The sequence below is a fragment of the Halosolutus sp. YCN4 genome (assembly GCF_059736495.1).
In genome coordinates this window covers 392,220-416,698 of record NZ_JCASSM010000001.1, presented here as the reverse complement: position 1 = coordinate 416,698, position 24,479 = coordinate 392,220, and the positions used below count along the sequence as shown (strand labels likewise).

The following is a 24,479-nucleotide window of genomic DNA, read 5'->3' as shown; positions in this document are numbered from 1 at the left end:
GATGCTGACGAATGCCGTATGTGAGAAGCTGTCATCGTCGACGCAGTACGGACGCCGTTCGGGGCGCGAGACGGAGCCTTCGCCGAGATGCACCCGCAGGACCTCGCCGCGGAGCCGTTGCTCGCGCTCGAGGAGCGACTGGGATTCGACCCACAGCGGACGATCGAGGACGTCATCTACGGCTGCGTGAGCCCGATCGACGAGCAGGGCGGCAACGTCGGGCGGATCGCCCCGCTGGTCGCCGGCTGGGGCGACGACGTGCCGGGCGTTCAGTTGAATCGGATGTGCGGCTCCGGCCAGCAGGCGATCAACTTCGCCGCGGGCGCGATCGCGACGGGAGCACACGACGCGATCGTCGCCGGCGGCGTCGAGCACATGACTCGCATCCCGATGGGGAGCGACCTCGGCGGCGTGACGGAGACCTACTTCGAGCACTACGACGAACTCGTCCAGCAGGGCGAGAGTGCGGAGCGGATCGCCGAGCAGTGGGGGTTCGATCGGCGCGAGCGCGGTCCTCGTCACGAGTCGCGACGCCGCCGACGAGCACGGCTGGGAGCCGATGGCCCGCATCGTCCAGACCGAGGTCGTCGGCGTCGACCCCGTCACGATGCTCACCGGGCCGATCCCCGCGACCGAGGGCGTCCTCGAGAAGACCGACTTCACGATCGACGACGTCGACCTGTTCGAGGTCAACGAGGCGTTCGCCTCCGTCGTCGCGGCGTGGCTCGACGAGATGGACGCACCCCGGGAGGACCTCTGTGAGCGGACGAACGTCAACGGCGGTGCGATCGCCCACGGCCACCCGCTCGGCGCGACCGGATCGGCCCTGCTCACGAAACTCGTCCACGAACTCGAGCGGACCGGCGGGGACGTCGGCCTCTCGACGATGTGCATCGGCTTCGGGCAAGGGATCGCGACGATCGTCGAGCGCATCTGAGGCCCCATCTATCGCGTTCCGAGACGACGCTTTCAGCGCCGATCGCGAGTAATTTGTAGGACCTGCAAACACCACGAAAGCCCCTGGCGGCTCCGGTCGATGGACTCGCTGTGCGCTTCGCTCACTTCGTTCGCTGTAGTGCTTGCGTCGTCCGTCTTCCCGGAGCCGCCAGCCCCTTTCATTCCCGCCCGTGACGGCTGGTCGGACAGGCCACCGCGGGTGGGAATGAAAGGGGCTGACCCGATCGATCCTTCCCAGGCGAAGTAAGCACCGGACGAAGCGAGGCGCGCAGCGAGCCTCGGGAGGTCGAGCGGGTCAGGGGCTTTCGTGGTGTTCGTAAGCAATTCGAGACTGGCCTGCCCTATCCGATCGCGAGTATCAGTTCACGCCGAGTTGATCGGCGATCGTGTTCAACTGGATCTCGTCGGTGCCCTCGACGATCCGGAGGATCCGGGCCATGAACCCCGCGTCGGCGCTCCGACTGCGGATCCGATCGATCGCGTCGACCACCTCGTCGACGTAGCGCCCGTCCGGCCGGTGGCGAAGCCGGGGGTTCGACCACGTCTCGCCCAGTTCGAACTCGATCGGATCGACCTCCTGCGCGACGAACTCGTCGAGGCTGTCGAGTACGAGTCGCGTCTCCTCGTCGACGCCGAAACTGACGCCGGACACCTGGTCCCGTGTTACCATACCACGGTGAACTGTCGGATCGCGCATCAACCCACCGGTCGGCGAGGGTGGAAACGCGCCCCTCTACGGAACCCGGTTCACGAAACGTTAACATACATCGTCATGAATCTCAACCGGTATGGAGTTCGGACTCGACGACAGGACTGCCCTCGTGACCGGGGGCGCGGGACGAATTGGGAGCGCCGACTGTCACGTACTCGCCGCGGAGGGGGCCGAAGTGGTCGTCCTCGACGTCGACGAGGATGGCGCGCAGGACGTCGCCGACGAGATCGAGGCCGACGGCGGGGACGCCATGGCCGTCGCGTGCGACCTGACCGATCGCGACGAGGTCGCCGCGACCGTCGATCACGTCCGCGAGGAGACCGGCGGGGTCGACGTCCTCGTCAACAACGCGGGGATGGTCGACGCCGTCGGCCGCGCCGGCGACCTGGACGAGGACCTCTGGGATCGGGACGTGGAGATCAACCTCACCGGGACGTACAACGTCACCCGGGAGGTCTTCCCGGCGATGTGCGATCGCGGCTGGGGGCGGGTCATCTCGATGTCCTCCGTCGCCGGAACCCACGGCGGTTTCGGTCAACTGTCCTATTCGACGACGAAGTCGGGACTCGTCGGCTTCGGCAAGACGCTCGCGCTCGAGGGGGCCACCGACGGCGTCACGTCGAACGTCATCGCCCCCTCGATCGTCGTCGGGCAACTCGCCGACATGGACCCCGAGGAGATCGAGAACGTCAACCCGCACTGGGCGGACATCGCCCGCGCGACGCCGGCGGGCCACCTCGGTCGGGAGGAGGACGTTGCGAACCTCGTCGCCTACCTCGCCAGCGAGCAGGCGAGTTTCGTCACGGGACAGGTCGTCGGCGTCACCGGCGGCGTCGATCTGTTCACCTACTGACCCGGGCGATCGGGTTCTCCGGCGGCGGAGCACGTCCCCGTTCCCAGTTCTCGGCGGTGCGGTCGTACCGGACGTGAGGGTGCCGATCAGTACCGGATTTCGAACCCGTCCGCTCCCTGCGGTTCCTCGTACTCGACCGTCACGTCGTCGACGTCGGCCGCGGGACTGCCCTCGTGACAGAACTCGACCAGCGACTCGACGGCGTCCTCGGGCCCCTCGAAGACGGCCTCGACGCGTCCGTCGTCTAAGTTCTTCACCCAGCCGTCGACGCCGTGCTCGCGGGCCGTATCGCGCGTCGTCGCCCGGTAGTAGACGCCCTGTACCGTTCCCGAGACGAAGACGTGAGCGCGGGTTCGATCGGTCATGTGCGAGTTATCGACTGCGATCGGCAAAAATCATGGTCGTCGTGTCCGATCGGCGCCTGTCGTTCGGCCAACCCCTGCCTCGGTCGCGCCTCGCGCCGCCTCAATCGAGTTGTTTCCACTCCATGCCGACCGGGTCTTCGGGGGGTTCGAGCGGACTCCGGCGCAGTTCCGTTCTGACCTCCGGTTCGTTGTACGATCGCGGCGCGACGTCGTTCGGGCCGTCGGGGTAAAACAGCGACGCGAGCAACTGGATGTGGCCGCGCCCGACGCAGAGTTCGAACTGACCGCCGCCGTACATGTCGATCTCGCGGTCCTCGCAGTACTCGATCGTCTCGAACAGCGATCGGACGGTTCCGAACCGCGACGGCTTGACGTTACACCAGGCCGGTTCGAACGGCCGCTCGCGAAGGTCGTCGACGCCGTGGATCGGTGCGTCCCACGAGAGACGATCCGCGTTCGCCGCGAGAAGGTCCCGGACGTCGTCGGTGACCGCCGGGTCCTCCACGACGGCGTCTGGGAACGAGTCGAAGACCCGCCGGTAGAGCGCGGGATCCGGCGGCAGGTCCGGCTCCGTCCCCTCGTACTGCCCCTTGAGGTCGAGCACGCGAACCGCACCGGTCGCGGCGAGCGTCGCGAACGTCCCCGCGGTCCACTCCGCGGACGGATCGAGTTTGAACTCGCAGTCGGGATTGGCCGCGAGCGTCTCCTCGATGCGCGACAGATCGCCGTCCGGCAGCCCGGTACTGGCGACGAACCGGACCGGTGATCGGTCGCGATCGAGCAGCGACGCGAGCGTCTCGTCGTTCTGCTTGAGCGCCAGGTCGAGCGCGGCGCTCTCGACCGCCCAGCGCCGGTAGTTCCGTGACACCTCGCGTTCGGGTTCCTTCGTCGGGAAGAGGTCCACGTCGTCCAGCGACCGGGAGAACTCGTCGAACGTGTACTCGCCCGCGAAGTCGAACGCGGGCGGTTCGGGCAACGCCTCGTGGTCGACGGCCTCGCGGGTGACGTCTTCGCCGGCGCCGAACTCGTCCCCCGAAAGCAGGACGAACGTCGACGTAACGCGGGTGGATCCGTCCGAGATCCTCCGGCGACGGCTGGTTCGTTCCGAGGCCGCGATCGTCAGCGGGAGGTCCGCGACGCGGTCGTACAGCGTCATCGCGTGGGCTGACGAGCGAGGACGCTCACGAGCGTCGAGACAGTCACGGCGTTGCCGGTACGGCCGAATGCGCGCGAGAACGGACGGGACGAACGACGGTGATTCACCAGAGACCTCATCGTCGAATAGTATGGTGTGAATAATACATATCTGTTGGGATGCGATCGTTCTATAGTCGCTCAAATACCCTCATAGAGAGCATATTTCTCGATGAGACCCGGACAGCTATGTGTGGTAATGGAAATAATTTACAAAAAGATCTGGGTCGACCGCTACACGATTCCGATCGTGCCGTTCCGCTTTGGTGCGGTCGTGTCCCCGTCCCTGATCCGCTGAAAGGCATTCGTGCTGATGTCCACGAAACGAATGCACTGCACCGATCGGAACTCGCGCGACGCGACCCCGACCGGTCCATCGGGACCGCAGAAGCGACAACCCGACGGTGTTCCAGTCCCTACTCGCCTACAGTGACCGTACGCCACCGGGACGGGATCCACTTCGAGTTCGCGGGCGACGACACTCACGTCGTCGCAGATGCGCGAAGCGCGGTCGGCGAGATCAACGTCGTCAGTCACGCCCACGCCGATCACACGTTCCGATCGACCCCCGAGACCGTGGTCTGTTCGGCCGAGACGGCGGCGATCGCCGCGGCCCGGACGGGCACGGAGTTCGAGTTCGTCGAGGGCGCGCCGGGAATCGACCTCGTGCCGGCGGGCCACGTCGTCGGCTCCCGGGCGGCCCTGCTTTCGGACGCGGACGGCCGCCGCTACTGCTACACCGGCGACGTCTCGACGCGCGATCGGTGCTATCTCGAGGGGTTCGATCCCGCGGCCGTCGACGCCGACGTGCTCGTGATCGAGACCACCTACGGTAGCCCCGCGTACCGGTTTCCCGCCCAGTCGGAACTCGAGGGGGCGATCGCGGACTGGCTCCAGGACAACGACGATCGACCGCTGTTCCTCTTCGGGTACTCGCTGGGACGCGCCCAGAAACTCCAGTGGCTCGCAGGGAACGCGACCGATCGCGAGATCCTCGTCTCGGACGCGATCCACGACGTCACGCGGGCGATCGAGTCGGCGACCGACCTCGCGTTCCCGGGGCGGCCGTACGACTCCCTGCGGGGACTCGCCGACGAGATCGTGATCCTGCCGTCGAACCAGGCCCGATCGGAGTGGGTCGAGCGGGCGGTCGATCGCGAGAACGGGCTGAAGGTGGGCTTTTCGGGCTGGGCCGTCGACGACTCCTTCCTGTATCGCGGCAACTACGACGTCGTCTTCCCGCTGACCGACCACTGCGACTTCGACGAACTCGTCGCGACGGTTCGCGAGATCGACCCCGAGGTCGTCTACACGCACCACGGCTTCGACGAGGCGTTCGCGGACCACCTGGCGACGGAGTACGGCTATCGCGCACGGCCGCTGAAACGCGATCAGCGGACGCTGGAGGAGTTTTTCTGATGGGGCTCATCGATCGCTTCGAGGAGGAATTCCTCGACGTCTCGGGCCGGCGTGCCACGCTCCGGGAACTGGTCGAGTTGCTGGTCGGGTCGATCGCGTTCCTGCTCGTCGCGAGCGGCCTCGCGTACTACCTGCTCGGCGAATCGGTCGCGATCGGCGTCGCCGCCGTCCTCGGGGTCGTGTTCGCGGTGACGATCGCGTCGCAGGCCTACTGGGCGGTGACCGGCCGCGAGGACTACGACGAGTAGCGTGAACGGGCCGGCGGTGCCGACCGATCGCCAGCGGGGGAGTGGGTGGCAGACGGCCAGTCAGGAAACCGCTTCGTATCGGCGAGCGCCGCGGATCATCCGGCCGGTCAGGAGCCCCACTCCGAAGGACGAACCCGATCCAGACTGCACCGCGTGCGTCGAACTCGGCGTTTCATCTGCTCGCGTAGGACGTTCACTCGCCGGTCCGGAGGTGATGAAAGACGTACGTCTGGGCGTAGCCCGCGTACTCGCCGCCCAGCCGATCGCGTATCGCCCGCGACGTCGCCGCATACGAGCCTCGATCGCAGTCGGGGTAGTACTCCTCGATCGCCGACCTGATCCACGTGTCGAGGGGTACGGCCTCGTCGAAGCCGAGCGAGAACAGCAGGACGCAGTCGGCCACCTTGTCGCCGACGCCGACGAACTGCGTCAGGTACTCTCTGGCCGCCTCGTACTCGAGCGCCCGGGCCTCGGCGGGGTGGGCCTCGCCGTCGGCGACTATCTCGGCCGTCCGCACGACGTAGGGGGCGCGATAGCCGAGTCCGAGGTCCCGGAGTTCCGCCTCGGTCGCGGTCGCGAGCTGGTCCGGCGTCGGAAAGGCGTGGCACGTTTCGCCGTCGAACTCGATCGGGTCGCCGTACTCGCGGGCCAGCGTCGAGACCATCGAGTGAATGCGGCTCACGCGCATCTGGGCTGAGCAGATAAAGGAGATCAGCGTCCCGAAGGGCGGATCCTCGACCAGTCGCATGCCCCGATGGGCGTCGTAGGCCTCCCGGACGAGCGGATCGTCGGGGGCCGACGCGGCGATCGCGTCCAGGTCGTCGTCCAGTCGGAGGAGTCGGCGCAGGAGCGATTCGGCATCGATCGACGACTGCCACTCCAGCCTGCCGTCTTGCACTCGGGCGCGGATCACGGCGTCGGAAGCCGACTCGACGTGCGAGCCGTCGCTGGCGCGGCCCGCGACGGCCCCGTCGATGACGGTGTAGTACCACGCTCCGGGTGCCGGCTCGCCGGTGTACATCTCGCCGTCCGATCGACGCCAGAGGTAGCTCTGCCCGCTCTCGAGGGTTCGGTACAGGTCGAGCCCACCAGCGAAGTCGGCGACAGGGATCGCACCCGATTGCATTCGCCGGAGAGTTGGCGAGCGACGGCTTGGGCCTTTCGAAGCGGGATCTCGCCCGGTGGTACTCGGACGGCCCTGCTCCGACCCATTGACTCTCCAGATTGCTGTACCCAGGCACCCACAACCCATCTCCGGATGCGCCGGAACTGACGGACAGGAGGTCCGTATCGTCGTTGCCGCCCGATTCTCGGTCACGCGAGGCGAACCTTCATACCGGATGCGATACAATAACCATGTATGAACTGCAGGGTTGTCGTCGAAGCTGCCGTGCCGGTATTCGACGTCGAGACGGAAGACGAGGCGATTCGGATCGCCATCTCGAAGACGGGCGAGATGCTGAACCCTGACCTGAACTACGTGGAGATCAACATGGGCGAGCGGACCTCCCCATCGGGCGAGGAACTCCCGCCCGCGTTCATCGCTGCGGACGAGGCGCTCGTCGCCCTCGAACTCGAGATGACCGTCTTCAACGTCGAGCGCGAGGAACACGCCTCGCGCATCGCACGCAAGGAGATCGGCCAGCGGCTCGAAAACATCCCGCTCGAGGTGACCCGCGTCGACGTCCTGAAAGACGAGGACGACGAGGTCGAAGAGACCGAGGAGCAGTCATCAGCCGACGCCGACTCGTCCGACACTCCTGACACCGAGGACGACGAGACGTCGTCGTCCGACGAGGACGACGAAATCCTGCCGGAGTTCGAGGACCTCGTCGAGTAATCGCCCGGTCCCACGCGAACGGACGTCCCCAAAGCACGGTTCACACAGGCCTGCAGTGCCGTTTTACGATCCGTTTTCGATTCGCGTCGCCGGCAATCTCCCGGTGATACCGCTCGTACTCGAGACCACCGCCAGGACCGTCGTCGGAGCACGCTCATCGACGGGCGATCGGTCGCCGGACCGGTAGTCGGCGGACGGTCACGAATCGATCGTTGACAGGTGAAGCAGGAGCGAAGCGTAGGGTCGAGAGTCCGCTGGGCGCGTCGATCGGTGCCGGATGAATCGAGTTCGCCCGACGAAGAGAGACAGGACTCGACGATCGGTGTCCGGTCGGAGGATACGACGGTAGACTCAGTCTGCGGTGGCTGCGACGGCTTCCTGCTCCCCCTCTCGCATGTTCGTCGTGATTCCCCCCGCGAGCGCAAAAACAGCAGCTTTGTGGTCGGTTTTCGATTTGTGGATCGATGTCGGTCGAATACCGCGCGACTCGTATTCTTCGAGGTCGATCTGACAGTCGTTCCACTCTGCACACTGGTTCGATACCTCCGCGAGAAGGCCGTGAAGGTGAATGAGCTCCTGCTTCTTCATAACCATCCAATCCTACCCACTGCAGGGTTATATTATTATCTTGAGTCGCGTTAACACGCACCCGTTGTCCGTTTACTGGTGTGTCACTATTCGAGAGCGAGAGAAAGCACTGCCTACCCGGACCGATCGACTGGCACGTCGCGGCTGTAGTCCAGTATTACTCGGGTAGGAACGGATTACTCTGCAGTTTCTGACACTGGACGGTCGGAGAGTTAAACCGTCGCTACCGTGGGAACGACAGCAAAACGAGAGGGTTGCCGACGGCGGAGTTAGCCCAGCTGTTTCAGCGTCTGGAGGTCGCGGTCCGTCCGCATGAACTCGGACGTCCGACGCGAAGCGTGACAGTTCGGACAGTGAAACATGTCCGCGGGAGTGGGGAGGTCGTCCGGAGAGGCCTGCCAGTCCTTCGTACATTCTGGACACAACAGTTGAATAGTCGTTTCGTCCATGGTAATTACGTGCACACGAGGCGGGAAAAACTTTGTCGCGCGTTCGCACGTGATGGGAGTCCCCGATCGGCTGACAGTCGACCGCCTGTATCGGGCGAGCCGATCAGGCCGGAGCGGCGGTATCCGACGCCTCGAGCAGTTCCTTGTACCGGTTGCGGATGGTCACTTCGGAGATGCTCGCGACTTCGCTGACGTCGTTCTGGGTGACCTTCTCGTTGGTCAGCAGGGCCGCGGCGTAGACCGCCGCCGCGGCGAGGCCGACCGGCGACTTGCCGCTGTGGACGCCCTTCTGTCGGGCCGACTCGAGCAGTTCGCGGGCCATCCGCTCGGTTTCGTCCGAGAGATCGAGGTCGCTGACGAACCGCGGCACGTAGTGTTCCGGATCGGCCGGCTTGACCTCGAGGCCGAGTTCGCGGATGATGTACCGGTACGTGCGAGTCAGTTCCATCTTGTCGACGCGGCTAACCGCCGAGATTTCGTCGAGACTCCGCGGCGTACCCGCCTGGCGAGCCGCGGCGTACAGCGACGCCGTCGCGACGCCCTCGATCGATCGGCCGGGGAGCAGGTCCTCTTCGAGCGCACGGCGGTAGATGACGCTGGCGGTCTCGCGAACGTTCTCGGGGAGACCCAGGGCCGAGGCCATCCGGTCGATCTCGCCGAGCGCCTGCTTCAGGTTGCGCTCTTTCGAGTCGCGGGTGCGGAACCGCTCGTTCCAGGTGCGGAGCCGCTGCATCTTCTGGCGCTGGCGACTCGAGAGCGCGCGACCGTAGGCGTCCTTGTCCTGCCAGCCGATGTTCGTCGAGAGCCCCTGGTCGTGCATCATGTTCGTCGTGGGGGCCCCGACGCGACTCTTCTCGTCCTTCTCGGCGGCGTCGAACGCGCGCCACTCCGGCCCGCGATCGATCTCGTCCTCCTCGACGACGAGGCCGCAGTCCTCACAGACCGTCTCGGCGTGCTCCGAGTCCGAGACCAGTCGGCCGCCACACTCGGGACACTGCTCGCGCTCGCTCGATCGGGTGGTCTCTTCGGTTTCCTCCTCCGTTTCCCGCTCGTTCGTGTAGGTTCTGATGGTCGTATCTGTCATTGTGTATCGGGTGGGTTACTCGGGGCTCCCGGGTGGGGTAACCAGAAGAAACCCGGTCGCCTCAGCTAACATATTGTAAGGCCGTAAACCATATAAAGGTTTCGCCTACTTTATAAACTACTCGCCACAACTGTTATATATGTTTTGGTTATATTGAGATTAATCGTGTAGGATTCCGGGCCGGCGAGTCAGGCCGGGTCGTCCACCGTGAACAGGTGGCCCTCCGTCGGCACGTCGAACAGACCGACGCGTGCTCCGGCGTCGAGCCAGGCGTGCCCGTAGGAGAACGACGCCAGCGCGTTGACGAGGTCGCCGTTCTCCCGGAAGTGGGTTCCGTCCGATAGATACGACTCGGCCATCTCCCGACAGTCGGCGGCGGCCGCCGCCATCGGCGTTCCCTCGGGCGGGGCGATCGACGCCTCCTCGAGCGCCTCCGCGAGCAGTCGGCCGTAGCGATCCGTCTTCTCCTCGAGGTCCGCGGCCATAGTCGATACTCGTCGGTCAGGCCCGTAAGTGCGTCGTCGAGACCTGGAGAATCGTCACCCGTGACCGCTGGATCGGTTTTAGTCGCCGGATAGGTTTCACCCGTGTCGTCGTATCGACCGTGAATGCGATTAGTCCAGGTCCTCGTACCGATCGCCAGACGGGACGAGGCGCTCCGAATACTGGAGGCAGAAGACATCGACTACGTTCGGACGACCGAGCACAGTACCGATTTCGACGCCGAACTCGTCACGTTCCCGATCCCGACGCAGGCGGTCGAACACGTCCTGACGTCGCTTCGGGAGGTCGGCATCGACGACGACTTCGTGGTCGTCTCCTCGATCGAGACGGCTCGTACGCCGGGAATCGAGGCCCTCGAAGAACGATACGTCAACGGTGCGGAAACGGACGACAGTATCGCGCCCGAGGAGATCCGCTCGCGCGCGATGAACATGACGCCCGGTCGAGCCACGTACTACGCGATGACGCTTCTGAGCGCGTTCGTCGCGACCGCCGGCCTGTTGCTCGACTCGCCCGCGATCGTCGTGGGGTCGATGGTGATCGCCCCGCAGGTCAGCGCCGCACTGACCGGGACCGTCGGTCTCGTCCTGAACGATCGGCGGATGTTCCTCGACGGCCTTACCTCGCTGGTCGTCGGCCTCGTCGTCGCCGTCTGCGGGGCCTTCGCGTTCTCGTGGCTGATCCGATCGGGCGGGATCGTCCCGATGACGATCGACATCACGGCCATCACGCAGGTCCAGCAGCGGATCTCGCCGGGGGTGCTCTCGTTTCTCGTCGGTGCCGCCGCCGGCGCCGCGGGGGCCTTCGGACTCGCGACCGCCATTCCGGTGTCGCTGGTCGGCGTGATGATCGCGGTCGCGCTGATTCCCGCCGCCGCGGCCGTCGGGATCGGACTGGCCTGGGGCAACGCCGGCGTCGCGATCGGTGCGTTCGTCCTGCTCGCGGTCAACGCGACGTCGATCCTCCTGTCCGGACTCGCCGTCTTCTGGTATCTCGGCTACCGGCCCGAGGGGTGGACGGGCGGTAATCTCCGGGCGAATCTCTCGTCGCGCCGGGTCGGGACCCTCGCAGTCGTGCTTTTCGTCGGCGCCGTCGTTCTCGCCGGGGGCGGACTCGTCCTCGGCCAGCACGTCGCCTTCGAGAACGCCGCCAACGAGGAGGTTCGAACCGTCCTCGCCGAGGACGAGTACAGCGACCTCGCGCTCGTCGAACTCCGGACGGAGTTCCACGACGGCGAGGCGATCAGCGACCAGACCGAGGTCACGGTCGTCGTTCGACGGCCCGCGGACGCGCCGTACCCGTCGCTCCCAGTGGATCTCGAACGATCGCTCGAGGATCGAACCGGCCATTCCGTCTCGATCGTCGTCGAGTACGTCGAGGGGTCGACGCCGCGGGAGGCGGAGACCGCCCCGTCGTAGCTATCGGGAGCCGTTGCTGAGAACGCAAGCGGTTTAGGCCCAGTTTCCCAATGCATTGGCATGAGCGACCAGCCCCGCGTAGAGATCTATACCAAGGACGACTGTCCCTATTGTGACAAGGCGAAGAACCTCTTCGACAGCAAGGGCGTCGAGTACGAGGAGTACAACGTCACCGGCGACGACGAACGCTTCGAGGAGATGGTCGAACGGGCTGACAGTCGAACGACCGCCCCCGAGGTCTTCATCGACGACGAACTGATCGGCGGCTGGGACGACACCTGCGAACTCGAGGAACGCGGCGAACTCGACGAGAAACTGGGGATCGCGGACGGTGACAGCGATGCGGTCGAACACCGCAAACTGATCATCGCCGGCACGGGAATCGCCGGCCTCACCGCCGCGATCTACGCGGGCCGGGCGAACAACGAACCGCTGGTTATCGAGGGCGACGAACCCGGCGGCCAGCTCACCCTCACGACCGACGTCGCGAACTACCCGGGCTTCCCCGAGGGGATCAGCGGTCCCGACCTCGTGAACAACATGAAAGAGCAGGCCAGGAAGTTCGGCGCCGAACTCGAGAACGGCATCGTCGAGTCGGTCGACGACACGTGCCGGCCCTTCCGCGTCGAGTTGACCAACGGCGACGTCTACACCGCCGACGCCGTCATCGCCGCCTCGGGCGCGAGCGCGCGAACGCTCGGCGTCCCCGGCGAGGACGAACTCATGGGCTACGGCCTCTCGACGTGTGCGACCTGTGACGGCGCGTTCTTCCGCGACGAGGACATGCTCGTCGTCGGCGGGGGCGACGCCGCCATGGAGGAGGCGACCTTCCTCACGAAGTTCGCCGACACCGTCTACATCGCCCACCGCCGCGAGGAGTTCCGCGCCGAGGACTACTGGGTCGATCGCGTCCAGGAGAAAGTCGAGGCCGGTGAGATCGAGATCATGAAGAACACGGAACTGATCGAAATCCACGGCTCCCAGGAGGGAGGGGTCGACCACGTCACTCTCGTCGAGAACGAGCAGGGCCACCCGACCGATCGGCTGGACGATCCCGAGACCAACGAGTTCGAGTTCGACGTCGGTGCCGTCTTCTACGCGATCGGCCACACGCCGAACACGGACTATCTCGAGGGAACGGGCGTCGAGACGGACGCGGAAGGCTACCTCCGCACGCAGGGCGGCGACGGGGGCGGCCAGACCGAAACCGACGTGCCCGGCATCTTCGGGGCCGGCGACGTCGTCGACTACCACTACCAGCAGGCGGTGACCGCCGCGGGCATGGGGAGCAAGGCCGCGCTCGACGCCGACGAGTACTTAGAGGACCTCGAACGGGCGAGTTCGAGCAGCGAGGCCGAACCGGCCGCCGCGGACGACTGAGACGGTCCGCTGTACCGCGTTCCCGGTGCACCCGCGACCGTCCTGTGGGTGGACCGGAACCGACCACACCGTACGAGGACTACTCCTCGCTCCAGCGATCGGCGAGCAGCGCCGCGATCACGACGCCGAACGTCAGGGCGGACGACGCCCCGAGAAACAGGTCCTCGAAGGCGAGCACGAACGCCACACCGATCAGCGCCCCGATCGGCACCCCGATCGCGAGCGCTTTGACGGTTCGTTCGGACGATTCGTTCACGTCTCCACCCCGTCGGTCCGTCCAGTCACCATCACGGCCGTCCCTGGGACGGCCCGTTGCTTCAGTATGCTGGTCGCGATTGGATACTGGTACGCCCGGCGCGATCGGCCGCGGTCGCCTGTTGGGGTCGGCCTCTAGTAGCCACTGCAAGCCACTGCACGCCCGATCGAACTACGGAGCGCGATTCGGAGCGAGTGAGAATCGTGGCCGACGCGATCGGTGTGTAACTCGTCTCAGTTGGTACTATATCGTCGCGCGATCGCGACAGTAGCGAGTAGTACGACGAGCGCCGTGGCCGCGCCGAACCCGGTCGTCGGGTCGTCGCTGTCCCCGTCCTCGCCAGATTCGACGGCGTCGTCGATCGCGTCGGACGCCGTCCCGTTCTCGTCGGCGTCGGATCCACCGGTGTCGTCACCGGTCTCGTCCGCCCTCTCGCCCTCGTTGGTCCCGTCGTCGCTCCCGTCGGAGCCGCCGTCTTCGCTCGAATTCTGTTCCTCCGCGGGTGCGTTCTCGACCACGTCACCCACGAGTTTCGCCTCGAAGTCCGTGTAGACGGCGTCCGCCGCGGTGAGTTCGTACTCGGCTCCCGGGGACTGGTCGCCGAGGTCGTACGTCGGTTCGACGTACCGGTAGCCGTCGTCCCGCGATTCGACCGTGGCAGTCGCCGTGTCGAACCCGTCGTGGGTCCGCAGCGACGTCTCGATCGTCGTCCCCGGGGCGACGTTCGTCCAGCCACGGGGACTCGCCTCGGCGGTGTTCCCGAGCGTTTCGGCGTCCTCGCTCCACTCGAAGCCCCGTTCGACGAACTCGAACTCGGCCGTTTGCTCGAGTACGAGGTCGGGATCGTCGATGTAGCTGCTCTCGGGGGTCACCGTGAACCGGACCTCGTAGGATTCGAACGGGGTGAGGTCGAGGTCGTCGTACGCGATCACGCCGACGAGGTCGCCCCGGTAGTCCTCGACGTTCGCGGCACGGACCGCGAGGTCGTCGCTCGAGTTCCAGACCGTCGGGTCCTCGTTCGGCCCGGGTTCTACCTCGACGATCTCGAGATAGATCCCCTCGCTCGCGATGAGGGGACTGACGTCCGTCCCGTCGCTCTCGCCCCGTTCGCCGATCCCCTCGGCCAGCCTGCTGACCAGGTCGACGGCACCGCCGGCCCCGAAGTCCTCGACCCGCACGAGGAGGTGGTCGTGGCGCGCGACTCGACCCTCGTCCGCGTCCGTGATCGTCGCCGCCCGGAGGTTCTCGAGGCCGGCGACCTCGTCCTCGGCCGGTGCGGTGTACACCGAGAACCTCCCGGGCGGCGTTCGCCGATCGATCGCCAGCGACGAGCGATCCTCGACCGTCCCGACTCCTTCGCCCGACCGACGATCGCCGAGCACCAGCGGGTAGTCGCCGGCCTCGAGCGGCGTCTCGTAGGGTTCGTCGGGATAGATCGTTTCGGCGTCGATCTCGACGTCGTCCTCAACGACGTCCCAGCCGTCCTCGTCGTACTGGGTCTGCGGCTCGCTGCCGGCAACGTGGGTGTTGAACAGGAGGGTAATCTCGTCGCGATCGCCCTCGACGCTGAACTCGACGATCGACTCGAAGCCGACCGCCTCTCTGTCGCCCAGCCGGATCGCTCCCTCGTCGACGTGCGCGAGCGAGATCGGCACCTCGACGATCGACCCGCGCTCGCCGGCGACCGGCGCGTCGGCGAACGCCCGCTCCGGTTCCTCGTCGACCACCTCGATCGTGGCCGTCGCCGCCGCGTTCGTATCGGTGACGGCGAACTCGAACTCGTACGCGCCGGGGTCGACGTCGGACAGGTCGAGCGTGAGGGTCTCCGCACCGTCCAGCGAGCCGAGCGTCAGGACGTCGGCCTCGTCGTCGATCGCGGCGTGGCTCGGAAACGCGTCCGCCAGATCGCCGGCGGAGAGCCCGTCCGCCGTGACCTCGACGTTCTGCGCGTCGCGATCGGATTCGAACGCGAGCGCGACGGTTCCGGACTCCCTGGTCACGACGTCGTCCCCGAACGCGGCGTCTATATTCTCGCGTTCGAACCGGAACGTCGCCTCCGCGGCGCCGGGCGCGCTCTCGTTCTGCGGGACGATCGTGTACGCCCGGCCCGTCTCCAGGTCGGCCGTGTCGAAGACGACGCCGTCGGGGGCGGCCTCGTGATCTCCCGCGAAAACGGTGGCGACGACCTCGCCGTCGTCGTCGAACCCCTCGTGAATCTGGGCGTCGCTCCCGTAGTTCTCGACGACGACCGTCTGGCCGAGCCAGATCGGGGCGGCCTCGGCAAGCGCCGCTCCGTCGTCGAACGATGCGTTTTCCGGTGCCGGGGTACTGTACTCCGCGCTCGCCGCGCCGGCGAACGCGACGCTCCCGGCGAGAACCGCCCCGAACACGACGAGCGTCGCGACGATCGGGCGGTGAGCGTCTGCGTCCAATCGGTTTCGAATCATGGTATGTGGCTGGTCCTCGTCAACTCCGGGTCACACCGCGACCCGGCCAGCCCATACGCTCCCCTCCCCGCGACGATCGCGAGGATCTATCAGAACTGATCTGTAATAATAAATAAACCTTCTGTTTATCGTTGTCGAGTTCGCGTGGTCGCGGTCTCGCCGGCGTCGGTCGGCGTCTATCGATCGATTCGACGATCGATCGTCGTTCAGCGCCAGGCGATCGGTCCGCGTGTGAACCCGCGATCGTGCTGTCGCTACGAGCCGTGACGTCCAATAAAAGGAATGTACCGCAAGGACCGGAACGAGTCCGGTGGTTAGATCGGCGAGTTAGTTCTGGCGGCGGAGTGCCAGCATGCCGGCCGCGAGCAGTGCGACGAGGGCGACAGCGACACCGAAGCCGGGCGTCTCGTCGTCAGACGTCTCGTCGTCGTCAGACGTCTCGTCTTCGTCAGACGTCTCGTCCTCGTCGGACTTCTCGTCGTCGTCAGACTTCTCGTCCTCGTCGGACTTCTCGTCCTCCTCTTCTTCGACGGTCAGCGTGCCGGAGGCGTCATCGTCGTCGGTGGAGACCGACCAGCTGATTTCGCCTGCTTCGCTGGTGTCGAAGTCGTAGGAGTCCTCGGCGGAGTCGCTACCGTTGAGGGTGAGTTCGTCGCTGTCGACTTCCTCACCATCGATCTCGACCGTGTAGTTGGTCGAAGCCTCTTCGTCACCGTCGTTCGTGACGGTCACATCGAGCGAGGCGTCCTCGTCAACCTTGACCGAGGAGGGTGCATCAGCGCTGACGCTGAATTCAGCCGGCTCCGGCTCCTCTTCGGGTTCGCCCTCAGTGAGGACGGAGTCGATCGAGTCACTGGTGTCGTGCGAGCCATCAGCCGAGAGCTCGAACTCGGTGCCAGCACTGTACTCGCTGAAGTCGTATTCGGCCGCGAAGTGGCGGTCGCCGTCGACTTCGACGGTTGCGGGCATCACGAAGTTACCCGACGATCGAGCATTGGTCTCGATCTCGGTACCGGGTGCGACGTTCGTCTCGCCCGTCACTTCGGAGTCAGCGGTAGCCGGGGCTTCGGCAGCGCTGTCGTCCCACTCGAGGTACGGTTCTTCGACGTCGATCGCGCTCGTCGCGGTCTCGACTTCTCCATCGGTGGCGAAGTCGTTGTCCGCGTCGACGTTGAAGTTAACGTCGTAGCTCTTGTCATCTTCAAGGCTGTCACCGAAGGAGTCAGAGTCGTAGTCGACACTGAGGATCACCAGACCTTCGGACTGGTTGGCGTCGACGATGTCGACAGCGTCGCTGATGCTGCCTTCTTCGGCGTCAGTGCTCCACGTCTTCGGGTCAGCGTTCGGCGAGGAGTCCTGTTCCGCGATCGTGAGGTTGAGATCACCGTTCGAGAGAACGTTGTCGTCATCGAAGAAAGCGTGGAGGCTTTCGGTTTCGACGGTAACGAGCAGTTCGTCGCCGTTGGCGATCTGGTCCGTCTCGGTGACGGTGGTGTCTTCGTAGTCCTCGCGGTCCCCGACGGAGTCAGGCGCCGTGTGCGTCGCAACGGCGTCGTCAGCGAGGGCTTCGCGAGATTCGAGCGACAGGTACGCGGTGTCACGCTCGTCTTCGAAGTCCTCGTCGAGTGCGAGAGCGAGTTCGTAGTCACCGGCCGCGAGCGGATCGGTGAGTTCACCAGCCTTGACATCGACACTGTCGACGGAGTCGTCGTCAGCAGCGGTAATTCCGCTGACCTCGTCGTGTTGGCCTTCGCTGAGGTCGTGAATGTCCGTGGTGTCCACGCGCAGAGTGACCTCACCGTCTTCGTTCTCGTCGGTGACGGCGACGTTGGTTTCGTAGTTCACGGCGTCTTCGTCACCGATCTTGACGTGCGCAGTCCGCTGGTTGTCAAGGTTGACGGTGACCTCGGCGACGTTGCTGCGCTGTTCGACGAACGTCGATTCGGCGAACTCGGCAGTGATTTCCTCGTCGATAACTTCGATCTGGGCGGTATCTTCAGCGGTCGTGTCGCTGACTGAGGCCGTGAAGTTGTACGTATCCGCATCGAGCGTGCTGAAGTCCGCATCGAAGCTGTCACGTCCCTCGAGGACAATCTCGTCGTTCTCGTCGTCGAGGTACAGGACACCCTGCTCTGAGAGGTTACCCAACTCGTCAGCCTCATCGTAGTCGCTAGCGCCCTTGACGAAGATCTGTGCGAGGTCGTCGGCATCGAGGCCGTCGGCACTCACGTTCGTGTGAATGCCCGAGCGAGCGGAGTCGATGTCGAGCGTAGTTTCGGACGAGTCGGTGCCCTCAATGTTGTTCACCGTATCGCTGGCGAATTCAGCCTCAACGTCGTGCGTACGGATGTCGAACGAAAGCTCTTCATCCTCAACAGTGACACCAGAGATGTTGTAGGTGCTGGTATCGAGTTCCGAGGTATCAACCACGACGTATTCGTCTCCGTCAGACCCTTTCACATCCAGGTCGCGGATCCAATCGCCATCCTCATTTTCGAGTTCGACGACCCCATCACTGTTGGGGGAAATATCGACGGTGGCGTCACTACTGTTTTCGTAAATAACGCCGACTTGTCCCTGGAAGAGACGGCCGTCAGTGAGTGTCTTTTCACCATTGTTTACGTCACCTTGGTCACCGGCCGCGGCCGCCCCGCCCGCAAACGCTGCGGACATGGCGAACACGGACAGAACCATAAGCGCAGCCAGGAACGCGGCACGTCCCTTTTCGCGATAATTTGGTTCGCTTGTCATGTGTTGTGTTTGAATCGTGTATCGTGTTGCATTAGTTAGCGCGCGATTCGCCTGGAGAGCGAGCCAACCATCGAGACTGCCGGCGTGATGGTTAGCCCGCACCGGGTAGGGGTATCCGAAACATTATCCAAGCCCGTAATAAGCTTTCTGCATCACAGGTTGATTTTCCTAGAGCACGCAATGCAGGATTACCGCACGACGGAAGCCCGATCGTCGACCAAAATACGGTTTTTCACCACCTGTCCGACCTATATTCGATCGTGAGTGTACGGACACGTGTCTGATAGTAACCTCATATATTCATGAGGATTGATACGTAGTAAACGCAGATTACGCGACGATCGAGGCCGATCGACGCCCGTGGCAGTCGGTCCGGTCCTCGACGGTCGGAATCGACGACGGTGGTGAGAACACGACTCCGTCGACGGTTATCGAGGCGTCTCCGAGTCAGCAGAACGTGTTCGATCGCAGGCCACTCACGGTCGGTGGATGGCGGGGGACCGCCACGACCTGCTCGCGGCCACCGACGCGATCGCATCGACGTCGATCGCCATCGTCGCCATCCGGCTCGGCACGGGCAGGACGGACGACGAGGTCAAGACCGACGCCGACGCCACTGCAGGAGTCGACGATCGCTCGGCAGTAGATCGAATAACAAATTTAGTCTGCCGTACGCGCGTTGGCTGGCAAGGACGATCGAACCCGATCGATCCGTCGCGGTCGATCGATCGAGGACGATCGGGTCGCCGTCTCGCGACCTGGGACGATGACACGGAGGCGGAGACAGATCTTCGGGGGTGGAGCGTCCCGGAGACTGGTGTGGCCCCGTCGGAGCGATCCCCTCGGTGACGATCACAGGAACCGATACGACTATGGGCATTACCTTTCAAACATCGTGAACATGAAACTGGATCGGCGAACCCTCCTCGAACTCGCTGGCGCGAGTGCAGTCGCGACGATGGGCGGGACGGCTGGCTGTCTCGACACGGTCGGACTCGGTGACGACGACGGATCCGGGACGCCCGACTACGCCCGCTGGGTGGCGTGGGACGAGGGCGAGGACGCCGACGCGTTCTACGCGTACGTGGACTGGAAGGCGCTCTCGGAGTTCGACGACCTCCAGTCCGAACCGGACCTGAACGAGTCGTTCGGGGACGAGGACGGTACCGGCGACGACCTCGACGACACCTTCGGGTACGACGACCCGATGCTCGCACTGCCGTCCGTCAGCATCCTGCTCGTCGCACTCGGAGGCGGCTTCGGGCTCATGGGCACCGGCCTGTCCGGGATTCTCACCCCGGCCGACGAGACCGACAACGAATCGGACGGATCCACCGACGAAACCGAGTTCGGAACCGGCGTGACCGCCGACGCCTCCGACTTCGAGACGGATGTCGACGCGTTCCTCATGGTCAACGACGCGTTCGTCCTGGTCGGCGACGTCGACACCGGCGAGATCGACGAGACGCTGACCGAACCCCCCGAGAGCGAGTGGGGATTCAAGACGGTCTACGAACAGACCGAGGAGATCGACGGGTTCACCGTCTACGAACCCGCCGAAACCGACGAGGACGACACCTCGTTCGGCATGGAACGGGACGACGCGATCGCCGTCAGCGACGACGCGATCGTCTTTACCGCTGGCGCCGAGGACACCGAGGCGATCGAAGCCGTCCGCGGCCCGATCGAGGCCGCTGCCGGTGACGGCGCGCGGGCCGCCGACGAGAACGACGACTTCGCGTGGCTGCTCGAGACGGCGGGCCACGGTCACGTCGCGTTCGGCGGCTACGGCGACTTCGACGAGCGCGAGGACGACGAAAACGACACGAGCGTGGACGAGGAGATGGAGGTCGATCCCGAACCGTCCGACGAACTCTCGGAACTCGACGGGGCGACGGGGGTCGTCGCGTCGCTCACGATCGAGGGCGAAGCGGAGTCGACCGGCGAACTCGCGGCCGTCTTCGACGATCTGGACGACGACGCGGAAGCCACGATCGAGGACGAATTCGGTGCCTCCGCCGACGAGGTCTCACACGACGTCGAGGGCGATCGGGTGACCGTCTCGGCGACCTGGACCAAAGACGTGCTCTCCGAAGAGCCGTAGCCGGCGCTCTCGTAGGGCTCGAGTACCGAGGCGATCGGGACCGGAGACCGATGACGAAAAATCGCGGACCGATTCTTGGCGGGTGATCAGAACGGGAACAGCGATTCGGCCTCGGGATCGCGTTCGAGCAGTTCGATCTCGTGGCCGTCCTGGTCCTTCGTGAACGCGTACATGTTGTCGTTGCTCTCGGGGTCGCGGTACTCCGGTGCCTCGCGCTCGACGAGCTGGTCCCAGTCGGCCTCGAGGTCGTCGACGCGCACGCAGAGGTGGCCCCAGGCGTCGCCCATGTCGTAGCTCCGGCCGTCGTAGTTGTAGGTGAGTTCGAGCGACATCTCCTCGGGGGCGGCGTCGCGGGGTTCGACGAAGTAGTTCGCGAAGGTGTCCGCCTCCCAGCGGCCGACCTCGTCGTACTCGAACTTCCGGGTCCAGAAGCCGAGCGCCTCGTCGGCGTCCTCGACGCGGATCATCGTGTGATCGAGCGACCAGAGCGCGCCCTCGTCGGGGTCGCGCTGGACGATCTCGATCTCGTGGCCGTCGGGGTCTTTGACGAACGCGTAGCGGCCGCCGCAAGACTCGGGGTCGCGGTAGTCCTCGACGCCCTCGTCCATGAGCTGCTGGTAGTAGTCTTCGAGTTCGCCCTCGGGGACGCGGACGGCGATGTGCCCCCAGGCGTCGCCGACCTCGGGCGCTTCGCCCTCGTTGTGGGTGATCTCGAGCATCGCGCCGTCCTCGTGCATGTCCTCGGGACCGAGATAGACGATCGTAAAGCCGTCGCCCTCGTGGCGGTCTTTCTCCTCGTACTCGAGGTGGGTCCCGTACCAGTCGAGCGATTCCTCCAGATCCGCGACGCGGATCATCGTGTGGTCGATCGTTCCGTCCATACCCGGAACCTCTCCTGCGCGGGCCAAAAACGTGGCGGAGCCGGCGGTCTAGTCGACCTCTTCGGAGGGGGAGCGGGGCTCCGTGTCCGCCCCGCGGCCGGCGAACTCCGCCTCGATCGAAGAGGCCATGGGGGAGACCCCCTTGCGGCGGGCGTCGAACTCCGAGAGGCCGTAGACGAGGCCGACGAGCAGGACGACGCCCAGCGGGAGGAAGACGACGGGCGGCACGGAGAGGAAGCCGTAGAGCGCGTAGCAGACGACCACGACGAACAGGACGGTACCGGCGTAGTACAGCTGCGTGCGGATGTGATCGATGAGATCGGCCCCCGTAAACGTGGAGGAGAGCACGGAGGTGTCCGAAATCGGCGACGAATGGTCGCCGAAGATCGCTCCCGAGAACACCGCACCGACCATCACCGGCATGAGGTCGAACGTCCCGGTGAGTTCGTAGGCGACGCGGATCGCGATCGGCGTCACGATCCCCATCGTCGCCCACGAGGAGCCCATGGTGAACGCGACGAACGCGGAGACGAGCAACACGACGATCGGGAGGACGGCCGGCGAGACGACGCCCTCCGCTGCGCCGGCGACGTAGCTTCCCGTGCCGAGTTCCTCGGCGACCGCGCTGATCGACCAGGCCAGCACCAGGATCGTCACCGCGGTCAGCATGAGGTTGAACCCCTCGAGCACCGTCTCGATGCCGTCGCCGAGATCGAAGAGGTCGTAGGCCAGGCCGATCGCGATCAGGGTCGCGACCATCGCGAACGACCCCCAGACGAGCGCGGCCGCGAAGTCGCCGGCGCCGACGACGTCGACCAGCACCTGCACGACGCCGTCCTCGCCCGCGGCCGTCCCGATCGAGGTCGTCGCTCCCGCGTCGGCCTGCTCGCCGAGCCACGACTCGTAGCCGGTCCAGAACGCGCCGGCCAGCGTGACCGCGATCAGGACGACGATCGGAACGAAGAACGTCCGGAGCATCGGCCGGTCCTCGATCGGCGCGCCAAGGTCCTTCTCGACTTCCTGGAGCGGCTGCGCGTCGTCGCGGTTCACGTTCCCCGTCTGCCAGGCGCGGTGTTCGGCGTCTAACATCTCGCCGAAGTCCCGCCGCGACAGGACGATGACTCCCACCATGACGATCGCGAGCAGCGAGTAAGTGTTGAACGGGATCGACCCGACGAACGTCTCGAAGATGCCCGGCGTGTCGGCCGCGGCGACGTTGTAGTCCTCGCTCTCGACGAGCGCGGTGTATCCCTCGTCGATCATCGACAGCTGGAACGCGACCCAGCTCGAGAGGGCGATCGTCGCCACGGGCGCGGCGGTCGAGTCGACGATGTAGGAGAGCTTCTCACGGGAGATGCGCATCTGGTCGGAAATCTCGCGCATCGTACTCCCGACGATGGCCGTGTTGGCGTAGTCGTCGAAAAACAGGAGGATGCCCAGGATCCACGTCGCCACGCCGACGTTGCGCTGGGTCTCGAGTCGCGTCGTCGCCCAGTTGCGGACGGCGGCCGCCCCGCCGAGGCGCCAGATGAGCGCGACGCCCGATCCTAGTAGGAGCGTGAAGATGAGGATCTGGGCGTGGAACACGTCGGCCATCGATTTGGCGATCCAGTCGAACGTCTTCCCGATGCCGATGCTGCGGGTCGCGATGACGCCGCCCGACCAGATCCCGACGAACAGCGACAGGATCGGCCGGCGCGTCCAGATCGCGAGCGCGATCGCCAGCAGCGGCGGCACGAGCGAGAGAGCTCCGTACTCGACCATACCTCGGTACACACCGGACGGGCAGATAATGTTACTGTCCGTGATATTCACAGATCGTATCCGCTGGTTTCGACGATTATTCGTCGGGGCCGGGTGTCACGCGAGCGCGATCGACGGTCGACCTATCGCCGCAGGATCAGTTTGAGCACGTCCTCGTCCTCGAGGACGTGCTCTTTGCCGACCTGTTGCTGGTCGTGGGTCGCGCTCGGTCCCGTGACCCGGGCGAACCGGAACCGCGCTTCCATCTCGCCGCCGAGTTTCTCGATGGCTTCGCCGACGGTGGTTCCCTCCTCGACCACGAGTGGTTCCTCCCAGTCGACGCCGCGGCCGGGTTTGTCCATGTAGACGCGGATGAGGCCGAGGTTCTCCCAGATCCGGTCCTTGAGGACGTCGAGGCCCTTCTCCGCCTCCGCGCTGATGAAGGTGACGTCGTCGGGATCCAGGTCGCGCTCGCGCAACTGCTCGTCGACCGTCTCCTTGTAGTCGGGGTCGATCAGGTCGACCTTGTTCACGCAGGTGATCGAGGGGATGTACTCCCGGTTCTCCATCAGGCCGTCGACCAGCCGATCGATGGTCACGTTCTCCTGGAGGTTCAGATCGGCGTTGACGTAGCCCTGGTCGCGGAGGACCTCCTTGATCGTGTCCTCGTCCAGGTCCTGGTCGGTGCTCGAGGTGACCTTGATGCCGTCTTTGATCTTCGGACGGACGGTCACTCGCGGGGGCTCCTGGTCGACGCGGATGTTGATGTCGTACAGTTCCTCCTGCAGGCGATCGTACTGGTCGATCTCGAACACCGAGAGGACGAACACGATCAGGTCTGCGTTTCGCACGACCGCCAGCACCTGCTGGCCGTCGCCCTTGCCGGCCGCCGCACCCTCGATCAGGCCGGGCACGTCGAGTATCTGGATGTTGGCCCCGCGGTGGTTCAGCATGCCCGGGTTGACGTCGAGGGTGGTGAACTCGTAGGATCCCGTCTCGCTCTCGGCGTTCGTCAGCGAGTTCAACAGCGAGGACTTGCCGACGCTCGGGAACCCGACGAGGGCGACGGTCGCGTCGCCGTGTTTCTCGACGGAGTAGCCGCCGCCACCGCCCGATCCCGACTGCTGATTCTCGAGTTTCTCTTTTTTCTCCGCGAGCTTCGACTTCAGCCGGCCGATGTGGGCCTCCGTGGACTTGTTGTAGGGCGTGTTGGCGATTTCCTCCTCGATCTCCTCGATCTCCTCCTCGAGCCCCATTTGCCCGTATCAAACCGGTCGCGCCGAAAA

21 protein-coding genes and 2 pseudogenes are annotated in these 24,479 nt (G+C 65.1%); 8 read left to right on the top strand and 15 right to left on the bottom strand.

The window, feature by feature from the left end; all coding sequences use genetic code 11:
- Positions 1–33: 33 nt before the first annotated feature.
- Positions 34–937 (top strand): annotated as a pseudogene (locus tag AC6I6X_RS02100) (thiolase family protein).
- Positions 938–1,315: 378 nt separating this feature from the next.
- On the opposite strand, the gene AC6I6X_RS02095 reads toward AC6I6X_RS02100, so the two are convergent.
- Positions 1,316–1,627 (bottom strand): hypothetical protein, encoded by a 312-nt coding sequence (locus AC6I6X_RS02095; protein WP_497928859.1) that lies wholly within the window; start codon positions 1,625–1,627, stop codon positions 1,316–1,318.
- A 118-nt stretch (positions 1,628–1,745) separates the two neighbouring features.
- Here AC6I6X_RS02095 and AC6I6X_RS02090 point away from each other — a divergent pair, with 118 nt between their 5' ends.
- On the top strand, positions 1,746–2,522 hold the full coding sequence (locus AC6I6X_RS02090) for an SDR family NAD(P)-dependent oxidoreductase (protein ID WP_497928858.1): 777 nt from the start codon (positions 1,746–1,748) through the stop codon (positions 2,520–2,522).
- Between the two features lie 86 nt (positions 2,523–2,608).
- Here the strand turns inward: AC6I6X_RS02090 and AC6I6X_RS02085 are convergent, their stop codons facing one another.
- Positions 2,609–2,887: an acylphosphatase gene (locus AC6I6X_RS02085; RefSeq protein WP_497928857.1), complete on the bottom strand. Its 279-nt coding sequence runs from the start codon at positions 2,885–2,887 to the stop codon at positions 2,609–2,611.
- A gap of 100 nt (positions 2,888–2,987) precedes the next feature.
- The gene (locus AC6I6X_RS02080; RefSeq protein WP_497928856.1) at positions 2,988–4,043 is read right to left on the bottom strand and encodes an enolase-like domain-containing protein; all 1,056 of its coding nucleotides are present in this window, start codon (positions 4,041–4,043) and stop codon (positions 2,988–2,990) included.
- A gap of 467 nt (positions 4,044–4,510) precedes the next feature.
- Between AC6I6X_RS02080 and AC6I6X_RS02075 the strand changes: the two genes are divergently transcribed.
- Both AC6I6X_RS02075 and AC6I6X_RS02070 read left to right on the top strand, forming a co-directional pair.
- Positions 4,511–5,500 (top strand): MBL fold metallo-hydrolase, encoded by a 990-nt coding sequence (locus AC6I6X_RS02075; RefSeq protein ID WP_497928855.1) that lies wholly within the window; start codon positions 4,511–4,513, stop codon positions 5,498–5,500.
- A complete protein-coding gene (locus AC6I6X_RS02070; RefSeq protein WP_497928854.1) occupies positions 5,500–5,748 on the top strand; it encodes a hypothetical protein in 249 nt (82 codons plus the stop codon). The genes AC6I6X_RS02075 and AC6I6X_RS02070 overlap by 1 nt, the downstream gene beginning before the upstream one ends.
- A gap of 193 nt (positions 5,749–5,941) precedes the next feature.
- Here AC6I6X_RS02070 and AC6I6X_RS02065 read toward each other — a convergent pair whose 3' ends face one another.
- Positions 5,942–6,874: a DNA-3-methyladenine glycosylase family protein gene (locus AC6I6X_RS02065; protein WP_497928853.1), complete on the bottom strand. Its 933-nt coding sequence runs from the start codon at positions 6,872–6,874 to the stop codon at positions 5,942–5,944.
- A gap of 234 nt (positions 6,875–7,108) precedes the next feature.
- Here AC6I6X_RS02065 and AC6I6X_RS02060 point away from each other — a divergent pair, with 234 nt between their 5' ends.
- Positions 7,109–7,588 (top strand): DUF555 domain-containing protein, encoded by a 480-nt coding sequence (locus tag AC6I6X_RS02060; RefSeq protein WP_497928852.1) that lies wholly within the window; start codon positions 7,109–7,111, stop codon positions 7,586–7,588.
- A 351-nt stretch (positions 7,589–7,939) separates the two neighbouring features.
- Here AC6I6X_RS02060 and AC6I6X_RS02055 read toward each other — a convergent pair whose 3' ends face one another.
- The 4 genes from AC6I6X_RS02055 to AC6I6X_RS02040 form a co-directional block, all read right to left on the bottom strand.
- On the bottom strand, positions 7,940–8,176 hold the full coding sequence (locus AC6I6X_RS02055; RefSeq protein ID WP_250139792.1) for a UPF0058 family protein: 237 nt from the start codon (positions 8,174–8,176) through the stop codon (positions 7,940–7,942).
- A 269-nt stretch (positions 8,177–8,445) separates the two neighbouring features.
- On the bottom strand, positions 8,446–8,625 hold the full coding sequence (locus AC6I6X_RS02050) for a DUF7836 family putative zinc-binding protein (RefSeq protein ID WP_250139793.1): 180 nt from the start codon (positions 8,623–8,625) through the stop codon (positions 8,446–8,448).
- Between the two features lie 103 nt (positions 8,626–8,728).
- Positions 8,729–9,709 carry a transcription initiation factor IIB gene (locus AC6I6X_RS02045; RefSeq protein ID WP_497928851.1) on the bottom strand — a complete coding sequence of 327 codons (981 nt, stop codon included), beginning with the start codon at positions 9,707–9,709 and terminating at the stop codon, positions 8,729–8,731.
- A gap of 188 nt (positions 9,710–9,897) precedes the next feature.
- Complete coding sequence (locus tag AC6I6X_RS02040; protein ID WP_497928850.1) at positions 9,898–10,194, bottom strand: DUF357 domain-containing protein; 297 nt, start codon at positions 10,192–10,194, stop codon at positions 9,898–9,900.
- A gap of 123 nt (positions 10,195–10,317) precedes the next feature.
- On the opposite strand from AC6I6X_RS02040, the gene AC6I6X_RS02035 reads away from it, so the two are divergent.
- Entirely contained in the window at positions 10,318–11,631 is a 1,314-nt protein-coding gene (locus tag AC6I6X_RS02035; RefSeq protein WP_497928849.1) for a TIGR00341 family protein, read from the top strand.
- A gap of 60 nt (positions 11,632–11,691) precedes the next feature.
- Positions 11,692–13,011, top strand: a complete 1,320-nt coding sequence (grxC, locus tag AC6I6X_RS02030; RefSeq protein WP_497928848.1) for a glutaredoxin 3 — start codon at positions 11,692–11,694, stop codon at positions 13,009–13,011.
- Between the two features lie 79 nt (positions 13,012–13,090).
- Here the strand turns inward: grxC and AC6I6X_RS02025 are convergent, their stop codons facing one another.
- The 4 genes and pseudogenes from AC6I6X_RS02025 to AC6I6X_RS02010 form a co-directional block, all read right to left on the bottom strand.
- The gene (locus AC6I6X_RS02025) at positions 13,091–13,267 is read right to left on the bottom strand and encodes a hypothetical protein (RefSeq protein WP_497928847.1); all 177 of its coding nucleotides are present in this window, start codon (positions 13,265–13,267) and stop codon (positions 13,091–13,093) included.
- Between the two features lie 233 nt (positions 13,268–13,500).
- Positions 13,501–15,714 carry a DUF7827 domain-containing protein gene (locus AC6I6X_RS02020; RefSeq protein WP_497928846.1) on the bottom strand — a complete coding sequence of 738 codons (2,214 nt, stop codon included), beginning with the start codon at positions 15,712–15,714 and terminating at the stop codon, positions 13,501–13,503.
- Positions 15,715–16,041: 327 nt separating this feature from the next.
- Positions 16,042–18,144 (bottom strand): BGTF surface domain-containing protein, encoded by a 2,103-nt coding sequence (locus tag AC6I6X_RS02015; RefSeq protein WP_497929635.1) that lies wholly within the window; start codon positions 18,142–18,144, stop codon positions 16,042–16,044.
- Positions 18,145–18,363: 219 nt separating this feature from the next.
- Positions 18,364–18,465: pseudogene (locus AC6I6X_RS02010) on the bottom strand (surface glycoprotein); the annotation flags it as partial.
- Positions 18,466–19,366: 901 nt separating this feature from the next.
- On the opposite strand from AC6I6X_RS02010, the gene AC6I6X_RS02005 reads away from it, so the two are divergent.
- On the top strand, positions 19,367–20,569 hold the full coding sequence (locus tag AC6I6X_RS02005) for a hypothetical protein (protein ID WP_497928845.1): 1,203 nt from the start codon (positions 19,367–19,369) through the stop codon (positions 20,567–20,569).
- Between the two features lie 86 nt (positions 20,570–20,655).
- Here the strand turns inward: AC6I6X_RS02005 and AC6I6X_RS02000 are convergent, their stop codons facing one another.
- The 3 genes from AC6I6X_RS02000 to AC6I6X_RS01990 form a co-directional block, all read right to left on the bottom strand.
- Positions 20,656–21,450 carry a VOC family protein gene (locus tag AC6I6X_RS02000; RefSeq protein WP_497928844.1) on the bottom strand — a complete coding sequence of 265 codons (795 nt, stop codon included), beginning with the start codon at positions 21,448–21,450 and terminating at the stop codon, positions 20,656–20,658.
- 48 nt (positions 21,451–21,498) lie between these two features.
- A complete protein-coding gene (locus AC6I6X_RS01995; RefSeq protein WP_497928843.1) occupies positions 21,499–23,214 on the bottom strand; it encodes a Na+/H+ antiporter NhaC family protein in 1,716 nt (571 codons plus the stop codon).
- A 122-nt stretch (positions 23,215–23,336) separates the two neighbouring features.
- Entirely contained in the window at positions 23,337–24,449 is a 1,113-nt protein-coding gene (locus tag AC6I6X_RS01990) for an OBG GTPase family GTP-binding protein (RefSeq protein ID WP_497928842.1), read from the bottom strand.
- Positions 24,450–24,479 lie beyond the last annotated feature (30 nt).